Genomic DNA, 18,214 nt, shown 5'->3' on the forward strand with positions numbered 1-18,214 from the left:
ATGCCAAATTCATTTACTATATAAAACTTAAGGTAATAAATAAAAAATAAATATTATGGAATTCATTTTAGATTTACCCGAAAAACTCTTCACACCAACAGAAGTTTTATATTTAAAAAGATATGGAAATAAACTCAAATCTTCTGAAAGAATAGAATTTAAAAAATTTGAATTTTCCCCAGAGGCAAAAGGCAAAATTGAAAGTTATCAGATACTTTTGCAGGAACGAGAAGCACTTGCTATTGAAAAAAACATCGATTATTTATGGATAAAATATAATAAAAACCTATTTAATTGGGGTGAAATTTATAAGATTTTAAACAATATGAATAATGATGAAATACAAACACTTTCAGCAATTCTTAAACTAAATACTTGTTCAAAAGAAGATATTATTCCAGCATTGATAAGTAATAGTGAAGGATTGTTTGATTCTTCTATTGATAAACTTTCCTATAAGTCAATACTGGATAAAATAAAAGACAAACTTAAAATTCAAAATGAATTTAATTCTGATGGAGATACCGAAAAAGCTATTGCTGCTAAAGTCTTAAAAGATTTTTTATTAAAAATGACGGAACAGCAAAAAGCAGCGTTTGAAAAAGAATTAATTGAAATTACAAGAAAAGAAAAAGGAATTATTTACAAATCAGGAACTGTATTTGCAACATTAACAGCTGCTCAGATTTCCGGATTTGGGGTGTATTTATTAGCTTCTTCTTCATTAAGTTTTTTATCCGGGGCTATCGGTTTGAGTTTACCCTTTGCGGCATATACAACTTTATCAACTGCCATCGGAGTTATTATTGGCCCAGCTGGTTGGATTGGTATGGGTTTATTTACATTATGGAAAATAAATGAAGTGAACTACAATAAAATTATTCCGGCTGTAATTTATTTAAGCTGGCTCAGAGAAAAATACACGAAAGAGTTTTAATCTTAAAATCAACAATCTTAGCTTCTTTTGATTTGATTTTTTAAATAGGTAAGCAGCATCCCATTTGATATCAACATAAACAATAAAGTGCAATCAATATTAAATCAAAGCATAATCAAAGAACATCAATTTTAATTACATTTGTATATGGCGCAATTAGATATGTTTGGGGGTAATGGAAATGATAATACTTTTCCTAAAACGGGTTTAAATAAAATCACTAATGGTGAATTTATTTATTTGCCCAACTTTTTCTCAAAATCTGAAAGTGATTTTTACTTGAAAGCATTGACAGAAAAAGTAATTTGGAAGCAAGAATCTATGAATATATATGGGAAAAATATTGACTTTCCTAGACTAACTGCTTGGTACGGTGATAATGACAAACCCTATTCGTTTTCTGGCATTACACTTTGTCCTACTCCCTGGAATGAAGAAATTCTTGCTATTAAAAATAAAATTGAGCCTGAATCCAAAGTAGTTTTTAATAGTGTTCTTTTAAATAGATATAGAAGCGGTTCCGATTCAATTTCTTGGCATACTGACGCAGAAAAAGAACTGGGTAAAAATCCAGTAATTGCATCCGCTAATTTTGGAGAAACACGAAAGTTCCAATTAAGACATCGTATAACAAAAGAAAAATTGGAGATTGAATTAAAACACGGAAGTCTTTTAATAATGCAGGGAGAACTACAACACTTTTGGCAACATCAAGTTCCTAAATCAGCTAAACCATTAAAAGAAAGAATCAATTTAACTTTCAGAGTAATACTATGAATTGGCAAAAAGTTGAAATAGTAAATGATGATGGAGAAACAGTTTTAGCTCAAGCACCTGTAATTGTGTCAGCCAGTCGCTCAACAGATATCCCAACATTTTATGCAGATTGGTTTGTAGAAAGATGGAAAGCCGGTTATGTGAAATGGAAAAACCCTTTTAATGGAGTACCTCTTTATGTTTCTTTCAAAAACACAAGAGTAGTTGTTTTTTGGACAAAAAATCCAAAACCAATGATGAAACACCTTGATTTCTTGGATAAAAATGTCAAAAATTATTATTTTCAATTTTCATTAAATGATTATGACAAGGAAGGTTTTGAAGGCAAAGTACCTCGTTTAGAAAGTAGAATAGAAACATTTAAAGAACTCTCCAAAAGAATTGGAAAAGAAAAAGTAGTATGGCGTTTTGACCCATTATTGCTGACAAACGAAATTGATGTAAAGGAGCTGTTAAAAAGACTGGAGAAAATTGGCGATGAATTATTCAAGTACACCAATAAGTTAGTTTTTAGCTTTGCTGATATTGGCATTTATAAAAAAGTAGAAAATAATCTTAACAGATCTAATATTCAATATATTGAATTCACTTTGGAAACAATGTTGGAATTTGCAGAAGGCTTACAAAAGTTAAATAAAAAATGGGGATTAGAACTAGCAACTTGTGCCGAAAAGTTCGACTTAAATAAATACGATATCAATCACAACAAATGTATTGATGACGATTTAATGATAGACTTATTTCATCAAGATGAAGAATTAATGAAATTCTTGGGAGTAGAATTTATAGAACCCTCATTATTTGATGCAACAACAACTATAACGAAAACAAAAAAGATAAAAGACAAAGGTCAAAGAGAAGCTTGTGGTTGCATTATGAGTAAAGACATTGGCGAGTACAATACTTGTCCGCACGAATGCGTTTATTGTTATGCAAATACTTCAAAGGAAGCAGCCTTTGCTAATTACAAATCACATACTGTGAACCCAAAAGCCGATACTATAACAGGAAAATAATTCTTTGGTATGAACGAATATCTTACTGCTATAGAAAACTTACAAAATCCTTCCTTTCAAAAGATAAGGACTTTAGCAAACAATAGCATTTCTCACTTAACGCAATTTGAAAAAGATACACTTTGGGCAGAATTACAACACGGAGTAGCTCTGCTTAATACCCACGAACATTTGTGTCAATATTTGCGGTCTTTTGGAAATATGCACCAAGCCAAATTAATTGATGCCTTTCAACAATTACCGCCTAAAATTTTTAAAAATGGCTTTGAAATAATTGATTGGGGCTGTGGACAAGGATTGGGTACAATAAATCTGTTCGATTTTATAGCAAATATTGGATTTGCAAATAATGTAAAAAAAGTAACTTTAATCGAGCCTTCAAAAGAAGCATTAGATAGAGCTTTTAAACACACGAATTGTTATCTCAAGAATCAAAATAACATAACAACAATTAACGATTTTTTTGAAAACATAACTGAAAACCAACTTAAAAGTGAGCTTGGAATTCCTGTTATCCATATTTTTTCAAATATTTTAGATGTTGCTCAAATAGACTTAAAACATCTTGCTAAATTAGTAGATCAAAGCGTTTTATCTGACAATTACATTGTCAGTGTTGGACCTCTTAATGCCACAAACCGTAGAATAGATGCATTTTATAATTATTTTGATGTTCCAATAATATACGAACAAGAGAATCGATATTTCAAAGAGAAATCTTGGACATATAAATGTAAAATATACAAATTAGAATACAACCAAAAAGGAAATCTTATTCCTATCGAGTTTTATCCATCCGTACAATTTCACGCAGCCTACGAACTAGATGCATACAAAACAGCGAGACGAAAAACAGATTGTAAATTATTTGATGCTTTTTCAAATTTTGAAGTTAATGCACCCTTCGATATTGGCGCAAGTGTTTATAATGATGTTCATTCCATTTTTGCGGTATTAAATAATATAATAACGAGAGGATTACCTACAAAGGCGAGCTTATTTATAGAAGAAACTTTCTGCCAAACTTTTGAAAATACAACAAAAGAAAATAATTTAGGGGAGATTTATTTTAAAAGTAAAAACTCAATTAATTACGATCAAATCTCTGATGATGTTCTAAATATACTCAACAACAAAACGACAGGCTACAACATTTCAAATGAATTTATAGAATTGCTTTCCCCAATTGCAATTGCTCGTTTTCAGAAAATGATAATAGAAGCAATCTTGACAGGAAATCTTTCTATTGAAAATGAAGCCTGGAATGTACTTGTTGAGGAACAAGATGTTCCTTTTGCTGCTATTGCACTTAAGGATTTACAGGACAGTTTTTTTCATTTAACACAGCTTAGTTCGGAATACAATAATTTAAAATTTCCAGAAATCAAATTAGATATTATCTGCAATGAAGAATTTATAGACTCTCCTTTGCATTTAAAAGCTAACGTTAATTTTGTTGTTAAACCATTTCATTTAGAGAAAATATATGATTTAGTGGTTGATATGGCAATGTTAAAATCTGCATCTATTGACAAGATTACTTTTAGTAAATACAAGTGCAAAAATAATTGTTACTTTAATGTTCGCTCTACAAATTCAAAAAGAAGCAGCAGAACGATTTACACATCAAGTTTAATAAAATACAACAAACTTGTAGAAAAAGATTCACAAGGAGGTTTCGTAGAAAACGAAAAACAAAAAGAGCATCTAACCTATTTTTTACAACTTCTTTTTAGAAAAAATGAATTTAGGCCAGGACAACTTCCTATACTAGACAGAGCGCTACAAAATCTTCCTGTAATTGGTCTTTTACCAACAGGAGGAGGTAAATCACTTACCTATCAAATTGCAGGACTACTTCAACCAGGAATAACTTTGGTAATAGACCCTCTTAAATCATTAATGAAAGACCAATACGATGGTTTGATTAGTAGTGGTATTGATTGCTGTACGTTTATAAATTCAACAGCAACTCCAAGCGAAAAAAAACAGAGAGAAACACAATTGGAATCATCGCAATTGCTATTCGCATTTGTATCTCCAGAACGCTTAGCGATTTTAGAGTTCAGACAAAGGTTAAAAAATATGCACGAATACAACGTATATTTTTCCTATGGAGTAATTGATGAAGTGCACTGTGTTTCGGAATGGGGACACGATTTTAGATTTTCATATCTACATTTAGGTCGAAATCTATATAATTTTGTAAAAGCCAAAGATGGCCCTATTTCTCTTTTTGGTCTTACGGCAACTGCTTCTTTTGACGTTTTGGCAGATGTAGAGAGAGAACTATCAGGTAATGGTGCCTTCTCATTGGATTCAGAAACAACTGTTCGTTATGAAAACACCAATAGGTTAGAACTACAATACAAAATCGAAAAAGTTGATATCAGTTTTAAAGAATTTGATATTAAATTTAAAGGAATAATATTAGACCCTAGTTTGCCTAAAATAATTGATATAAATAATGACAAAATTGTTCATACCTCGAAAAGCAATTATTTGCAGAATTATTTATCCGAAATTCCTAATTATATCAATGAATTACAAATAAATTCAAACATTGATTTAATCAAAACTAGATTTTTAATAAGGCAAAATAACGAAGATAATTTAGACAATGATCTGTTTATAAATATGCCTGCTGATTATATTCAAACAAAACACGAATACCCGCAAGCGGGTATTATTTTTTGTCCACACGCACAAGGAACTGGCATTTCAGTACAACAGAACCATTCAAAGTTAAATGATGTTTACCAAAATATAGGTTCTTTTTCAGGCAAAGACACCGATGGTAGTTCGATGCAAAATCTTGAATTATTCCGAAATAATGAATTACCAATAATGGTTGCTACCAAAGCATTTGGTATGGGAATTGACAAACCAAATGTTCGATTTACATTGAATATGAACTATTCGAGTTCCTTAGAAAGTTTTGTTCAAGAAGCAGGAAGAGCAGGAAGAGATAGGAAAATGGCTTTGTCAGTTATATTTTTATCAGATTATGAAATTTCAAAAATAAAAGACAATTTTAATGATAATACCTTTCCTATACCAATAATTAAAAATTCTTGGTTTAAAAAAGGAGGTTTGGAAGAGGTAATTCAAAAATACAACTTAAAAATTCCGAAAGAATATATTGAAACTGCCAGTCCTTCAAAAGATTTGGCAAAGTTGTATTGTGATTTTGCTGACAGTACTTTTCAAAACAATCAATGCGAAATTATGAAATGCCCGCATCTCCAAAAGTGTGAAATTAAAAACATTTCACAGGAAAGTAAGGGTTGGAAAACAGAAGAGGAAATAAAAACAAAATTAACTGAACAAGATAAAAAACTAAACAAAAAATATCTAAAATACCTAAGTGCCGATTATGAAACCGTAATGTATTTTTATAATACTAATTTCAAAGGAGAAACTTTTGAAAAAACCAATATGGTAAATATTCTTAATTCTAGTGATGTCTTTGTAGAATTAGATAAAATTCGTTTACCTAAAAAGGGTTTTCTTGATAGTCTCACAGGAGTTAAAGATAATGAAAAAGTAATAGTTTATGTTCCATATAATCAAGGCGTCAATGATACTGATATCTCAAAAGCAATATACAGAATGTGTTGCATTGAACTTATTGAAGATTTTACACAAAATTATAGTGCAAAAGAATTTAGAATAGTAGTTAGAAAAAAAGCGGAAGGATTATATTTTGAAGGTTTAAGAAAATTTTTGCTGAGATATTATACCAATGATAGAGCATTAGTTGAATTAGAAAAAGCAAAAAACTATGATGTTAAAGTTAATGAAATACCTATTATTACTGAAATATATAAATGTTTGGCATATCTAACAGAATTTGTATATGATAAAATATCAGAAAAAAGAAAAAGAGCCATTGATGATATGCGTAATTTCTGCATCGAGGGAGCTGATGAAAGTAAAAGCTGGACAGAAAGAAACGAGGATTTAAAAGATTTTATATACTACTATTTCAACTCAAAATATGCAAAAAAAAATTATATCGCCGATAATGGAGAACCCTATTCTTTAACAAACGATACAGACGGAGGTAAAATATCTAATCCAGAAATAGTATTAAAATATTTAAAAGTTACAAAAGACAAAATTATAGGAGTAGGAACTCCAATTGATAATGTCAAGCATTTACAGGGTGCTGTACGATTGATAAAAAGATCACTCACGGATAGTAATCCTACTTTATTGTTACTAAATGCTTTTACTTTATTGTATTTAGGAACAAAAAACAACAATAACCTTGAAGTTGAACTTAGGAATAGTTATTTGGATGGAATGTCTGAAATGGCAGAACGAATGGAATATGATATTTCATTTTGGAAGTTATTTTCTGATTTTAATTCAAATATTGGAAACGACATTGAATATCAAAATTTTGAACAATTAAAAACAGAAGCAAAATTGATGATTCACAGTAATAAACTAAAAGAAATAGCTGACAAATACACTATGTAATATGAATACAATAGAAAAATCTTTAACCGAAATTCAAAAGAATTTAGAAAAATTAGAATCCGCACGAAATCAAGTGCTTGACGTTACCAAAAGCAGTAAGGAAATATCTGAATTAATGATTGATTTGGTAAAAAACATAAAGGAGGTTCAAGTAATCATTAGTGGCGAATCTGATTCGTTCATAAAAGGATTTGTAAAGAACGAGAAGAAAGTTGATGAAGCCGTAAAAGGGATAATCGATAAATGGCAATTTTCTGTTTCGTCATTAGACAAGAGCTTAAGTTCTTTTACTAACCAGATTTCTGAAAAAATAAACCAAAGCGGTGATAACATTACATTTAAAACAAATTCATTTCTCGAAAAACAAGATGTTGCTTTTAATGCTAATATATCTAATTTAGAAAATTCCAATAAGGCTTTAAACGAGTTTAAGAAAAGTTTAATTGAATTTGATTTTTATGAGCAAGTAAAACCAATTGAACTAAAAATAGAAGAATTTGAAAGATTAGTTTCCAAAAGAATTCACGAATCTTATAAAGAAACAACTAGAAATACGAATCAAATAGCTACTGATTCTCTAAAAGCTATTCACGATTTAAATCTACCTACTCGTTTAGATAAATTAGATGCAAATATTTCAGGAATACCCACAATTATCCAAAATGTACAAAGTAGCCTTGATAATATAGAAACCAGTATCGGTGATAAACTAAAAGATTCGGCAGACAAACAAGCAGTTTTACTTTTGGCTTTTGAAAAGAAATTAGAAACCATTGCTAAAAAACAACAAACAAATGCTTACATCACTTGGGCAATAATTATAATTGCTACAATTACTATAATAACATTTTAAAGTCATTAAACACCAATTTACTTATATATTTTGATGCTAGACTAAAAATTAATTTATGTATTTAAATAAAATCAATAAATGACACCAGAACAACTAAAATTAGCACAACAACTTGCAGAACTAGGCGATGTTACCATTGTAAAAAGGGGCACATCAAGTCTTATTAAAGCTATTTCAGCAATGAATAGCGAAGCACTTGAATTAATTTTAGAAGATAATGTTAGTTATCAAGATACTACCAAAACAATTTTCCTTCAAAAACTGAAAGAAGTTTTCAAGGATTTCCAAAAAGAAGACAATAAACTTATTCCTTATGAGGGTAAATGTAATTCCGGTGAATGTACCAATAAAAATAAAAAAGGTATAGCCTTTGTTGGAAATAAATCAAATCGTTATATTAATTTCATTATTGAAGAAAAAGAAGACGGCACAGTAAAGGACATATACACTTGTTCGGTTTTTTGCACTAATGAGAATGTTATCAATGAAAATAAAAGAAAACTTGATATTACGGTTTATAATGATGAAAAGGTAAATTTTAAACCTTCATCTTCATATAACTATTTAAAAAATAAATCAATCACTGCTCTGAATGAAATAAAGCAACTCAATGACTGTGAAATTTCAAAAGATGAAATAATTACTTGGATTAAAAGCTATGAAGAATTATACAATTCTATGAATTGGATAAATAATTTTTACAAACATCATTATTCGTTTTACTGGCTTTATTATCATATCAATGAAATTTATAAATTCTTAATAATTGAAAATGAAGCTAAAATAGCGATTGATGAATTTAAATCTATTAATCTTGATAACGAAATAGATTTATTAAAATGGTTAGTAAAGTATGAACATTTATATTACGAATTGATATTATTATGTGCTAATATAGTCACTGAAGAAAGCTTGCAAACTGGAAATTCTCTTTTACACAAAGACTATACTGTTTACTTCAAAACAAACATTTTACAAAACTGCATTGATTTACAAGAACTTATTGATAACCACTACAACGAAAAATTGAATAAATACAATACACTAACTCAGGAAGAACAAGAAAATCAGATACCTTTTGATGATGATTACGAAAATACTTCATCCTTAAAATACCACTTAGAAAAAAGGGGCATTATCTAATCATTATCTCATTCAGCTGCACAAAACTTTCATTTAGTCCAAGTATTCCCAAACTCAAGTCTTTGTTTGCTTCATTTCGCTAATTACTTTTCCAATAACGAGAATATCTTTTTTCGTTCAGTGGTAAATAGGAAGTTTTACATTTCAGTAATCACTCCTTTGCCAACGCTCCAAAAAAAATTACTGGCACAGTTTTTATCAAAAACACGTACGCTTCGCAACTTGCGCCAGTAATTTTTTTCCCCAAGCTGTGTTACATAATTGAGTATTATAGTTCATTACAAAGCTTTTATATTGTTTTTTTGGTTTTTGCAATGAAGCTATAATATCATTTATGTAAAACAGCCGCCACACCCAACGCGCAAGACAGTGGCTCCAGGACAGTCTTTTTAATTGCTTCCTCGCACCGGCCTGCAATAAAAAAGACCATCCTTCGCCACTGTCATTAACAACGTTCGCCATTTCATAAGAATGTTTACGGAACTACCTAATTTCAAGAACGTTCACGGTCACTGTTTTTAGCAACTTGATGTTTAAATCGGTAAGTATTTGCATTGTTTTTGTGCGTGTCTCAAATTGCTTATCAACTCTATTTCTAACATTCACGACATAGGAATAAGCAATTTGAGACACCCACAAAATCAAAAGAAGCCAGCAAGAGTGTGGTTTTTTATTTGCTAGAAAACCCGAAGTAATTGCTTCAGCGGAAAAGCCGATGCCATACCGTTCCTAAATATAAAGTTGACCAGCCCGAAGCATTGTCTTTCTTTCAAGTCTTTGGCATCGACTTTTCCACAAAAGCAATCAGAAACACCCCAGTAAGCAAATAAAAAACCACACACTTGCCTGCGCTACTGCCCCATCGCACTAGGTATTATTTTTTCATTGTTTTTGTAAGTATTGAAAATCACTTGAAACTTTCGCATTATAATAGAAAAACCTCCGTAAAGTGATTTTCAATACCCACAAAATCAAGTCCAAGAAAGAGTATGGATTTTTAAAACAGAAAAATAATAGGAATGGATTTTATATTTCTTTTTTCTGTTTTGAAAATCCACACACTTTCCGAAAACCATCCTCTTCCAAATCAACTCCCATTCCTTCAAAAAACTTCCGATTATACGATGACGATTGGTAAATGAAATCAAAACAAAAAATAAAAAAAAAGAAGGCAAAGGTAAGTTCCAGGTTTACAAAAAAGCAAGTTCGAGCCTCCGGTTTTTGATAAAATCTCCACCCATAACGGTTCGCAACAACATTCAATTCCGACTTCACGCCCACACTCCCGATGATGTATCGGGTAGTATTTTATCAAAAAAACTTGCTTTTTTGAAACCTTCCACTTGAACGAATGGCTTTCTTTTTTTTCCTTTTTTTTCTTTTGAAAAATTTAATGGGCGGAGCGTAGCGAAGCACATTGGTCTTTCAACCGAAACCCTGCGGAAAATTGAAAATCTAACCCATTTTTAAAGCCGAATGTTATGCTAAATTTCATCATCAAGACCCACCGAAAAGACACCGTTTACACAAAACCCCATTTATTTGTACTTAACAAGGGGATGAACAGCGGAAAGCCACAAAAAACGCCATTTACTAACAGTTTTGTTATCATTTTTCAAAACGAAGAGGACTGCGAAAGCCTTTTTTTCATCGCATATAGTTTATGGCAAACAAAATTCTGGCATCAGTATTTAGTAGGTTCGGTTATTTCGTTTTTGCGTCTTCCAGATTTCAAAAAACAATTCAATCCACAAGCCAGTTTGATGATGATGGAGCACGAGCAGCACCAAAAAAATGTTGCAGCTCTCAAACTTCTGGAGAAAAAAGAAAAGCAATACAAAGAGGATATGATGCTTATAAATGACATCCGCAGAGCCATTTTATACCGTTATTGTAGAAAATAAAACAATCCTGGTCCTTGCGGACAAGGATTGTCTGCACCTTATTCCCAAGCAAACTAACGCATAAGTGCAATATGATTGCACCACTTAAATAAAACGGAGAAAAGCAAAGCAATCCACATTTATTAACTGCTATAAATGAAAAAAGCTCCAAATAATGGAGCTTTCAAAGTGGTTTTTAACCGTTTTTAAGGGTTTGTTATTGGCTCTTCTTCCGATTTTACAGCAGTTTGAGAAACTACTGAAATAATACTTCCGCCCAGAACCAAATAACCAGCTGCACTCACCAAGCCAACTGGCAAAGCAACCGGGGAAGCTATGATAATTCCGCCAACGGATGCCAAGGCAATCCCAACTGTTCGAAGAACTTTAAACCATTTTGGAGTTGGTGCCAAAACTCTTTCTGCCAAATTCATTTTATTATTTTTCATAATCTTGATTTTTAAAAATTGATAATTCTAAATTGTGTACTCTTTTTTCGATGTATTCTACTTTTTGGTTAAGTAAATCATTCCCGCTTTTGAACTCGGTTTTGATGATTAAAGCCATCGTTTTTACTTCAATCAAATCTTTCTCCATACTCTTGAAATCAGTGTGTAATTGCTTGATAAAATAAGCCACAACCGAGAGTAACAAGGTGATCAGTGTTCCAAAAAGTGCTGCTATGGCATTAATATTTTCCATTGGATTTGCTTTTTAAAATTGAAAATTATTTTCAATGGTAAATTTGTTAGAAGGATCCTTTGCCAATGCAACCAACTTGGGATAAATCATTTTGTAAGCTGCTATACTTTGGGTAACTTGAAAATCGCCTTCAGCAAATTGGAAACCAAAACCACAAAGCGGACAACCGGCAGTATCTTTTATAGTATTTCCGACGTGGATATAGACAAAACTGAAATTCGGTAATCCCGAAATCTCAATCATTCCCTGGTGTAGGTTTCCAAAAGCTCTCTTGTAATCCGCATTTTTTGCTCCCCAAGTGTTGAGTTTTAATTCAAAAACACCTGTAGGAATGGCAGTTTGTGAAGCAATCTTCACTTCCCTGATTTTATCTTCTAACAAATAACATTGGAAAATCCCGTTGATATACAACTGGCTCAATGTACTTTGTTTGCCTTGGGCGACCCTGATTATTTTATTTTCCATTGTTTTTGTTTTAAGGAGTTGATAAAAAAAATCCCTCGTTTTTGGCGAGGGATCCTTCAAGGGTTTTTCTAGAAAGCGTCCTCGACTTTCAAGCAGTTCCCACTGGAGAACAAGTAATAGTTTCCACCTACTTGTTGGTAGAACTCAATTCCGATGCACTGCAAAACGGTTGTGTTTACCGTTGGAACTGCTCCATTAGGTAAAGTTGCAACAATTGTTGTAGCAGGAACTGGAGCGTACAAATCCAAAAAGTCACTGTATTGAATATCGCTTATCTCATTCAAAGCTGCATCCATAGGATCATAGCTGTTTGTGGTAGCGTTATATTCAAAATCACTCACTACTGAAAGAGAGCTAATCAAACGGAAGTGTGTGGCACCAGATGGAGCACTCACCAAATTAGCTGGGTTAAAATCAGCAACTACAAACTCTCCGCTTTCTCTACCAACTGTATGAGTTAATGAGTAAGGAGCATTGAAAATGCCATTGAAAGAAGAGTTTTTGTCAAACTCGAAACCTTTCAAGTAATTACGTTGGGTACTGATTTCAATTTTTCTGTAACCCCTAGCTTCAGTTTGGTCTTCCAAGTTGATTTTCTTCATAATTGAAGTTAATCTTCCTGTAACTTGACTGTCGGCCATTTGTTTCATCACCTGAGATAAGCCAGTTCGAACCGCTTTCCCAGCTTTGGCACAAGCGCCAAATTCATTCATATTCTCACGAGTTCTCTCGAACTCTGGTGCAGTGTTTACCTGATCACCACTAGGACCGCCAACCATTCCGGCGAAGTAACCTTCTTGTCCTTTAATTTTGAAGTGTCGGATATCTCCAAGAGTTCCGACATACTTAATAACACCTTTCTGTCTTGCCATTTTTTCTAATTTTTAAAAGTTAATATTTGCTTGCAATTGCAGTAACAAAGTTCAATGATTATCTTTGAATATCAATAACTTAAAATACTGTAAATCAATGCAATACAACGCAAAAGCACCGTACATAGTGGAAACCCACTGGCAAATTGAAGAAGTCCTTGATGGCGATAGCATCATCATTTGCCATCGTTTCACTCAAATGAAAAAAGAAATCCGTCTTTATGGCTTGGATGCACCAGAAGTAAAACTAAATAGGAAGATGATGGAGGATGAAGAGAAAAGCAGTTTGCCTGCCCAATTATTGCTCCAATTTGGTTTGCAATCCTTGCACTTCGTTTTGTCGGTTGCACCGCCCAAAACGGTTGTAACTATCATTACTGAACAGGAGAACTATTATGACTACTGGAACAGGCAATTAGGGTATGTAATATTACCAGGAGGAGAATGTCTAAATGATTTGCTTTTGATTAATGGGTATGCCAAAGCAACCCAAAACTATTACTGCGGGAGGTTGGCGGAATATCAAATGATGAACCGCCAAGCGCAGCTTAATCAATTAGGAATTTACAGTTTTGTAAAAAGTTTTTGATTTGTTGTACTTATGTTGTACTTAAAAATATTGTATCATCTTTAACCCCTGAAAACACTACCCCTTACAGGCGTAAGGATGTTAATCTGCGGTCATCTTTTTTATTTTTTATCCTTACGCTTCTTGGCTTGGTTTTTCAACATATTTCTATTGACAGAACCGTGTGTTTTTTTCTTGGTTACACCAGGACCACCCAAATTGACTTTTTTGTTCTTTTTGCTTTTCTCGTGGAATGCACCATCGCCTTCTAGTTTCACCTTTTTCATCATAAACTTCATCGGCTGTCGGTCTTTTTCAGGTTCGATGAGTTTTGTTGAAATTTCTACGGTTTCAGGGAAAGTCTCTGCTGGCAATTCCATATTCATTAATAATTCGATGGCAAATTTTGATTCTTCTTCACGAGGCGTAATCAAACTGATCGCTGTTCCAGAAGCATCGGCACGACCGGTTCGCCCAATACGGTGCATATACAATTCAGGAAGTTCGGGCATTTCAAAGTTGATAACGTGGGTGATATTCGAAATATCCAAACCTCTCGCCATAATATCGGTAGTGATTAAACCACGTAGATTTCCCGCCTGAAATTCAGCCATCGTACTCAAACGATAATTTTGGGATTTATTGGAATGAATGACACCAAATTGACCCTCAAAATCTTCCTCGATTCGAGTGTGAACCATATCCGAAATTTTCTTATTGTTCACAAAAACCAAAACACGACTCATATCTTCATTGGTCTGTAACAAATGCTTCAGCAAATTAATTTTGGTGTTGAAGTTTGGAACATTATAAGTTATTTGCGTAATATTTTCTAATGGAGTTCCCGATGCCGAAAGCGTAACTTCTTCAGGATAATCAAAATAGTCATTCAAAACAGCATCTACTTCATCCGTCATTGTGGCTGAAAATAAGATGTTTTGACGTTTTTTAGGCATCATAGCCAAGATGGCAGTCAATTGGGTACGGAAACCTAAATTGAGCATTTCGTCGAACTCATCGATGACCAATTTTTGCATATCTTCAAAACGGATGACATTGTCTAATGTTAAATCCATTACACGTCCTGGAGTTCCTACCAGAATATCGCAACCTTGATAAACCGTTGTTTTTTGAGTATTGATGTTCACACCTCCAAAAATACCAATGGTGCGAACCGACATATATTTGGTTAGTTTTTCGACTTCTTCTACCACTTGAACAACCAATTCACGTGTTGGAACCAGAATCACAATTTTGGGTGTATGAGTAGTAGAAAATTTGTATAGTTTCAATAATGGCAACAAATAGGCGAATGTTTTACCCGTTCCGGTTTGTGCAATTCCCATCATATCGCGTCCTGACATTATCACAGAAAAAGTTTTTTCCTGAATGGGAGTTGGTGTGGTAAATCCTAAATCATCGATTGCTTTTTGTACTGATTTGGGAAGATTGAATTGTTCGAAAGTGGTCATAAAACGTAAATTTTGTGCAAAGGTACGTTTTTTCTAACTAATGGAATTTATGGTTGTTGCATTCTAGGGCATTCGCATTTAAAAATCAAAAAAAGAAGACATTAGATACACTTCTAGCCGATAGCTATCGAGACTCGCCACAAATTTAACGATAAGTCCATAATTTTAATGGATTTGTAATCAGTGAGGCTTTCGGCCTAGTTGCATTTGACAGGAGTTTACCTTGCCAATAGCTGTATTTGGTAATTGGTGAATGTATTTCATTACTCTATTTTTTGTATTTCGGTAATCTTAAAGGATTGCCACCTGCCATTTGTACCGCTTCTCCATAGCCATTCCAAAGGACCAAACCTATACTTGCTAAACCACCATTTGCAAAATAGTATTTGAATGATAAAAAATACAAATCCAAGGCCAAGTGCTACTGTACCTGATAACTGTAATAAAAGTCCAAGTCCAAGTCCATAGAAAATAAAAATTCCAAAAGCAGATTGCAATACATAAGTGGTCAGTCCCATTTTACCAACCGGTATCAATTGACTAACTATTTTATTGGTGCTACTAAGTTTGAAAAAATAAAGGAAGATAACGATATATAAAAGAGGCATAAAAATATTAGAAGCATCTTTGGCAATTGAGCCAACATAATGAATAATTTCGGTGTTGGTTGGTTTCGAAAAGTAATAACTTACTATTGTCAAAGGTATGCCTATTAAAGCTGAAATTGAAATTATTTTGACCAATGGGATTTTGTCTATTTTTTCGTGCCATTTTTTACGACCAATCCAAAGTCCTAACAAGAACAATCCCGGTATAACCCACAGTCTTCCACTAAATTTTAGGTAATTGTATTTGTTGTAAAAGCCAGTAGTACTGTTAGACACAAGCAATTTTCGGTATTCACCTTTAAGGATCAAATCAAAATAAGCATTCGCTTGTGTAACGGGATTATTTTCAGAATTATTGAAAGCTATGTTTTTAGTTTCTTTTATAATTTGGACTGTTTCCTGTCTTGATTTTTGAAGTAATGAAATGGAATTCGTAACCATAGAAGGCCCGTTGAAAGCAAGAAATAACCCAAGAATCAAAATGATTTTATCTGGTACTTTTCTAAAAAAAATTAACGCGAAACCAAAGACTGCATAGACGGTCAAAAAATCACCTCTGTAATGAATATGGTGAATAAATCCTATCAGGAATAACAGCACTAATCTCCAGATAAATTTCAAGGAACTAGAACCTTTTTTTTGGTCTAAAATTAAATAGAAACTCAGTCCAAATAGCATCGAGAATATGGCATAAAATTTTCCAACAAACAGGTTTTGAATTACAACCTGAGCAAAACGGTCTAGCGGATATACAATATTAAATCCCAGATACTGAGGCGGTGTCATACTTGCCAAATAGCCTTCAAACATATGGGTCATTATAATGCCAAATAACGCAAAGCCGCGCAACGCATCAATTTGCTCAATTCTTTTTATTGTAAGGTTTTGCATTTCTTTTATATGATTTTCTTTGTTAAAGGGTTGCGCCACAAGGACTGCTAACAACAATTTGTGAAAAAACTTGCACAATCGCCCCGTAAAGATACTAAAATACTTGTATGAATAATACAGATTTGCTTTATCGAACCTCGTAACAGTTGGGATGCTTCGGGAAGAAGAAAATCCAATCAAGAGTTGCAATTTATTAGTTATCAAGACTGCAGTTTGGCACTATATCGGGTCTTAAATAAAAAAGTCAACTCCACGTTTTCTTTTATACTTATCCACTTTTTAAAAAGGTATCTGCAAAAAAAGAGGACTCAAAATCCTCTTACTACTCTTTTTAAATATGATACGAAAACTCCAAGGCGTTGATGGATTTGGAATCAATGAGCCTATCCTGAGTTTTTCGAAGGATTCAACCCCGGTTTCATTACTTCGTCCGTTCGCAGTCGCTCGGGTGCGCGGCTTGCAGCCGCAACGAAACCCAGCGCTTGGCAGTAGTCGCTTTATATAATACTACTTAAATATTCCTCAGACGTCATAATCGGAATTGTAGCATTCTTAAAATCTTTTCCGTTTCTAGTTATAATTATTGAACAGTTAGTTTGTAAAGCAGTAAAATATTGAACAGCATCTTCAAAATCTTTGAAATTCGAATTCAACGCTTTGTCAATTGTTTCTTCATTAACCTCACAAACCTCACAGATTATTTTAAACTTTCGAAGTTTATTCAGAACAGATTCAGAACTTTCATATTTATTCAAAACATAATCTATCGTCGTGAATGACAGAGGTGAGACAATTATAGTAAGTTTTTTTTGATCTGCCAAAGTAGCAACTTTAGCAATAGAATCAAAAAAAGGAACTCTTTCTCCTAACAAATCTAATATAACGTTAGTGTCTAAAAAAATTCTGCTCATTTGTATTTTTGTTCTAAATAATCAGCACGATCTTTTTTATAATCATAATCAGCTGGAATTTTAATTCCTGAAGAAAGACTTTTTACAAATGGCGAAATTTGTATGTCATTATTTGTTTTATCTGAAGTCAAAGAATTAAGATAGTTTTCTATAATTCTAGACAAGCTTAATTTTTTTTCAGACGCATAATGTTTAGCTTTTTCAATTATCTCTTGGTCAAGCTTTAATGTGAGTTTAGCATTCATAGCGAAAAATATTTATACGTACAAATATATGAATTTAGGACGGAATAAATGTGAATTTCGATTTTTTTTGCGATTACTGCCAACCTCAGACTGTGAAGAAACATCCACACCCGAGCGATAGCGAACAGACGAAGTAATCTTCCCTACAAATATACTAAAATACTTGTAAGAAAAATACATATTTTGTATATTTAACACTGCAACACTCCCGACGCTTCGGGGCAAGGAATTTCCCGCTACCAGCTGCAAGTAGTCCCCTTAGAAGACAGCATCAACCAAGACAATCCGGTTCGATTTATTGATTTTATCTGTGTACCAACGTCCAAAAGTTATAGCAACCACAATAATTTCCCCAAACAAAAATTCGTAAATTTGTACCTCAG

General features: G+C 32.8%; 16 protein-coding genes. 8 read left to right on the forward strand and 8 right to left on the reverse strand.

Going from position 1 to position 18,214, the window contains the following annotated elements; genetic code table 11:
- Positions 1–55: 55 nt before the first annotated feature.
- The 7 genes from E1750_RS16195 (at position 56) to E1750_RS16225 (ending at position 11,118) form a co-directional block, all read left to right on the forward strand.
- Complete coding sequence (locus E1750_RS16195; RefSeq protein ID WP_133277770.1) at positions 56–937, forward strand: YaaW family protein; 882 nt, start codon at positions 56–58, stop codon at positions 935–937.
- A gap of 147 nt (positions 938–1,084) precedes the next feature.
- Positions 1,085–1,714 (forward strand): alpha-ketoglutarate-dependent dioxygenase AlkB family protein, encoded by a 630-nt coding sequence (locus tag E1750_RS16200; RefSeq protein ID WP_227873911.1) that lies wholly within the window; start codon positions 1,085–1,087, stop codon positions 1,712–1,714.
- Positions 1,711–2,730, forward strand: a complete 1,020-nt coding sequence (locus E1750_RS16205; protein WP_133277771.1) for a DUF1848 domain-containing protein — start codon at positions 1,711–1,713, stop codon at positions 2,728–2,730. Before E1750_RS16200 ends, E1750_RS16205 begins: the two co-directional genes overlap by 4 nt.
- Before the next feature lie 9 nt (positions 2,731–2,739).
- Positions 2,740–7,218, forward strand: a complete 4,479-nt coding sequence (locus tag E1750_RS16210) for a DEAD/DEAH box helicase (RefSeq protein ID WP_133277772.1) — start codon at positions 2,740–2,742, stop codon at positions 7,216–7,218.
- Position 7,219: 1 nt separating this feature from the next.
- Positions 7,220–8,071, forward strand: a complete 852-nt coding sequence (locus E1750_RS16215) for a hypothetical protein (RefSeq protein ID WP_133277773.1) — start codon at positions 7,220–7,222, stop codon at positions 8,069–8,071.
- A 78-nt stretch (positions 8,072–8,149) separates the two neighbouring features.
- The gene (locus E1750_RS16220) at positions 8,150–9,214 is read left to right on the forward strand and encodes a hypothetical protein (RefSeq protein ID WP_133277774.1); all 1,065 of its coding nucleotides are present in this window, start codon (positions 8,150–8,152) and stop codon (positions 9,212–9,214) included.
- 1,481 nt (positions 9,215–10,695) lie between these two features.
- Positions 10,696–11,118, forward strand: coding sequence for a DUF6943 family protein (locus E1750_RS16225; protein WP_133277775.1), 423 nt, complete (start codon positions 10,696–10,698; stop codon positions 11,116–11,118).
- 185 nt (positions 11,119–11,303) lie between these two features.
- On the opposite strand, the gene E1750_RS16230 is transcribed toward E1750_RS16225, so the two are convergent.
- From E1750_RS16230 to E1750_RS16245, 4 genes are all read right to left on the reverse strand, one after another.
- Complete coding sequence (locus tag E1750_RS16230) at positions 11,304–11,546, reverse strand: hypothetical protein (protein WP_227873912.1); 243 nt, start codon at positions 11,544–11,546, stop codon at positions 11,304–11,306.
- Positions 11,536–11,799, reverse strand: coding sequence for a hypothetical protein (locus E1750_RS16235; protein WP_133277776.1), 264 nt, complete (start codon positions 11,797–11,799; stop codon positions 11,536–11,538). The genes E1750_RS16230 and E1750_RS16235 overlap by 11 nt, the downstream gene beginning before the upstream one ends.
- A 12-nt stretch (positions 11,800–11,811) precedes the next feature.
- Complete coding sequence (locus E1750_RS16240) at positions 11,812–12,264, reverse strand: DUF5675 family protein (protein ID WP_133277777.1); 453 nt, start codon at positions 12,262–12,264, stop codon at positions 11,812–11,814.
- A 68-nt stretch (positions 12,265–12,332) separates the two neighbouring features.
- On the reverse strand, positions 12,333–13,136 hold the full coding sequence (locus tag E1750_RS16245) for a hypothetical protein (RefSeq protein WP_133277778.1): 804 nt from the start codon (positions 13,134–13,136) through the stop codon (positions 12,333–12,335).
- Positions 13,137–13,233: 97 nt separating this feature from the next.
- Between E1750_RS16245 and E1750_RS16250 the strand changes: the two genes are divergently transcribed.
- Positions 13,234–13,725 (forward strand): thermonuclease family protein, encoded by a 492-nt coding sequence (locus E1750_RS16250; protein ID WP_133277779.1) that lies wholly within the window; start codon positions 13,234–13,236, stop codon positions 13,723–13,725.
- 101 nt (positions 13,726–13,826) lie between these two features.
- Here E1750_RS16250 and E1750_RS16255 read toward each other — a convergent pair whose 3' ends face one another.
- From E1750_RS16255 to E1750_RS16270, 4 genes are all read right to left on the reverse strand, one after another.
- Complete coding sequence (locus E1750_RS16255; protein ID WP_133277780.1) at positions 13,827–15,176, reverse strand: DEAD/DEAH box helicase; 1,350 nt, start codon at positions 15,174–15,176, stop codon at positions 13,827–13,829.
- A gap of 263 nt (positions 15,177–15,439) precedes the next feature.
- On the reverse strand, positions 15,440–16,675 hold the full coding sequence (locus tag E1750_RS16260; RefSeq protein WP_133277781.1) for a DUF418 domain-containing protein: 1,236 nt from the start codon (positions 16,673–16,675) through the stop codon (positions 15,440–15,442).
- Positions 16,676–17,172: 497 nt separating this feature from the next.
- Positions 17,173–17,586 (reverse strand): type II toxin-antitoxin system VapC family toxin, encoded by a 414-nt coding sequence (locus E1750_RS16265; protein ID WP_133277782.1) that lies wholly within the window; start codon positions 17,584–17,586, stop codon positions 17,173–17,175.
- Positions 17,583–17,831 carry a DUF6364 family protein gene (locus tag E1750_RS16270; protein ID WP_133277783.1) on the reverse strand — a complete coding sequence of 83 codons (249 nt, stop codon included), beginning with the start codon at positions 17,829–17,831 and terminating at the stop codon, positions 17,583–17,585. The genes E1750_RS16265 and E1750_RS16270 overlap by 4 nt, the downstream gene beginning before the upstream one ends.
- Positions 17,832–18,214: the final 383 nt, after the last annotated feature.

It is taken from the genome of Flavobacterium nackdongense (genome assembly GCF_004355225.1).
Taxonomy (GTDB): domain Bacteria; phylum Bacteroidota; class Bacteroidia; order Flavobacteriales; family Flavobacteriaceae; genus Flavobacterium; species Flavobacterium nackdongense.

Excerpts from the sequence above, each read along its gene's own strand:
- E1750_RS16195 (WP_133277770.1), top strand. The coding sequence starts at position 56 with ATGGAATTCATTTTAGATTTACCCGAAAAACTCTTCACACCAACAGAA.
- E1750_RS16200 (WP_227873911.1), top strand. The coding sequence starts at position 1,085 with ATGGCGCAATTAGATATGTTTGGGGGTAATGGAAATGATAATACTTTT.
- E1750_RS16205 (WP_133277771.1), top strand. The coding sequence starts at position 1,711 with ATGAATTGGCAAAAAGTTGAAATAGTAAATGATGATGGAGAAACAGTT.
- E1750_RS16210 (WP_133277772.1), top strand. The coding sequence starts at position 2,740 with ATGAACGAATATCTTACTGCTATAGAAAACTTACAAAATCCTTCCTTT.
- E1750_RS16215 (WP_133277773.1), top strand. The coding sequence starts at position 7,220 with ATGAATACAATAGAAAAATCTTTAACCGAAATTCAAAAGAATTTAGAA.
- E1750_RS16220 (WP_133277774.1), top strand. The coding sequence starts at position 8,150 with ATGACACCAGAACAACTAAAATTAGCACAACAACTTGCAGAACTAGGC.
- E1750_RS16225 (WP_133277775.1), top strand. The coding sequence starts at position 10,696 with ATGCTAAATTTCATCATCAAGACCCACCGAAAAGACACCGTTTACACA.
- E1750_RS16230 (WP_227873912.1), bottom strand. The coding sequence starts at position 11,546 with ATGAAAAATAATAAAATGAATTTGGCAGAAAGAGTTTTGGCACCAACT.
- E1750_RS16235 (WP_133277776.1), bottom strand. The coding sequence starts at position 11,799 with ATGGAAAATATTAATGCCATAGCAGCACTTTTTGGAACACTGATCACC.
- E1750_RS16240 (WP_133277777.1), bottom strand. The coding sequence starts at position 12,264 with ATGGAAAATAAAATAATCAGGGTCGCCCAAGGCAAACAAAGTACATTG.
- E1750_RS16245 (WP_133277778.1), bottom strand. The coding sequence starts at position 13,136 with ATGGCAAGACAGAAAGGTGTTATTAAGTATGTCGGAACTCTTGGAGAT.
- E1750_RS16250 (WP_133277779.1), top strand. The coding sequence starts at position 13,234 with ATGCAATACAACGCAAAAGCACCGTACATAGTGGAAACCCACTGGCAA.
- E1750_RS16255 (WP_133277780.1), bottom strand. The coding sequence starts at position 15,176 with ATGACCACTTTCGAACAATTCAATCTTCCCAAATCAGTACAAAAAGCA.
- E1750_RS16260 (WP_133277781.1), bottom strand. The coding sequence starts at position 16,675 with ATGCAAAACCTTACAATAAAAAGAATTGAGCAAATTGATGCGTTGCGC.
- E1750_RS16265 (WP_133277782.1), bottom strand. The coding sequence starts at position 17,586 with ATGAGCAGAATTTTTTTAGACACTAACGTTATATTAGATTTGTTAGGA.
- E1750_RS16270 (WP_133277783.1), bottom strand. The coding sequence starts at position 17,831 with ATGAATGCTAAACTCACATTAAAGCTTGACCAAGAGATAATTGAAAAA.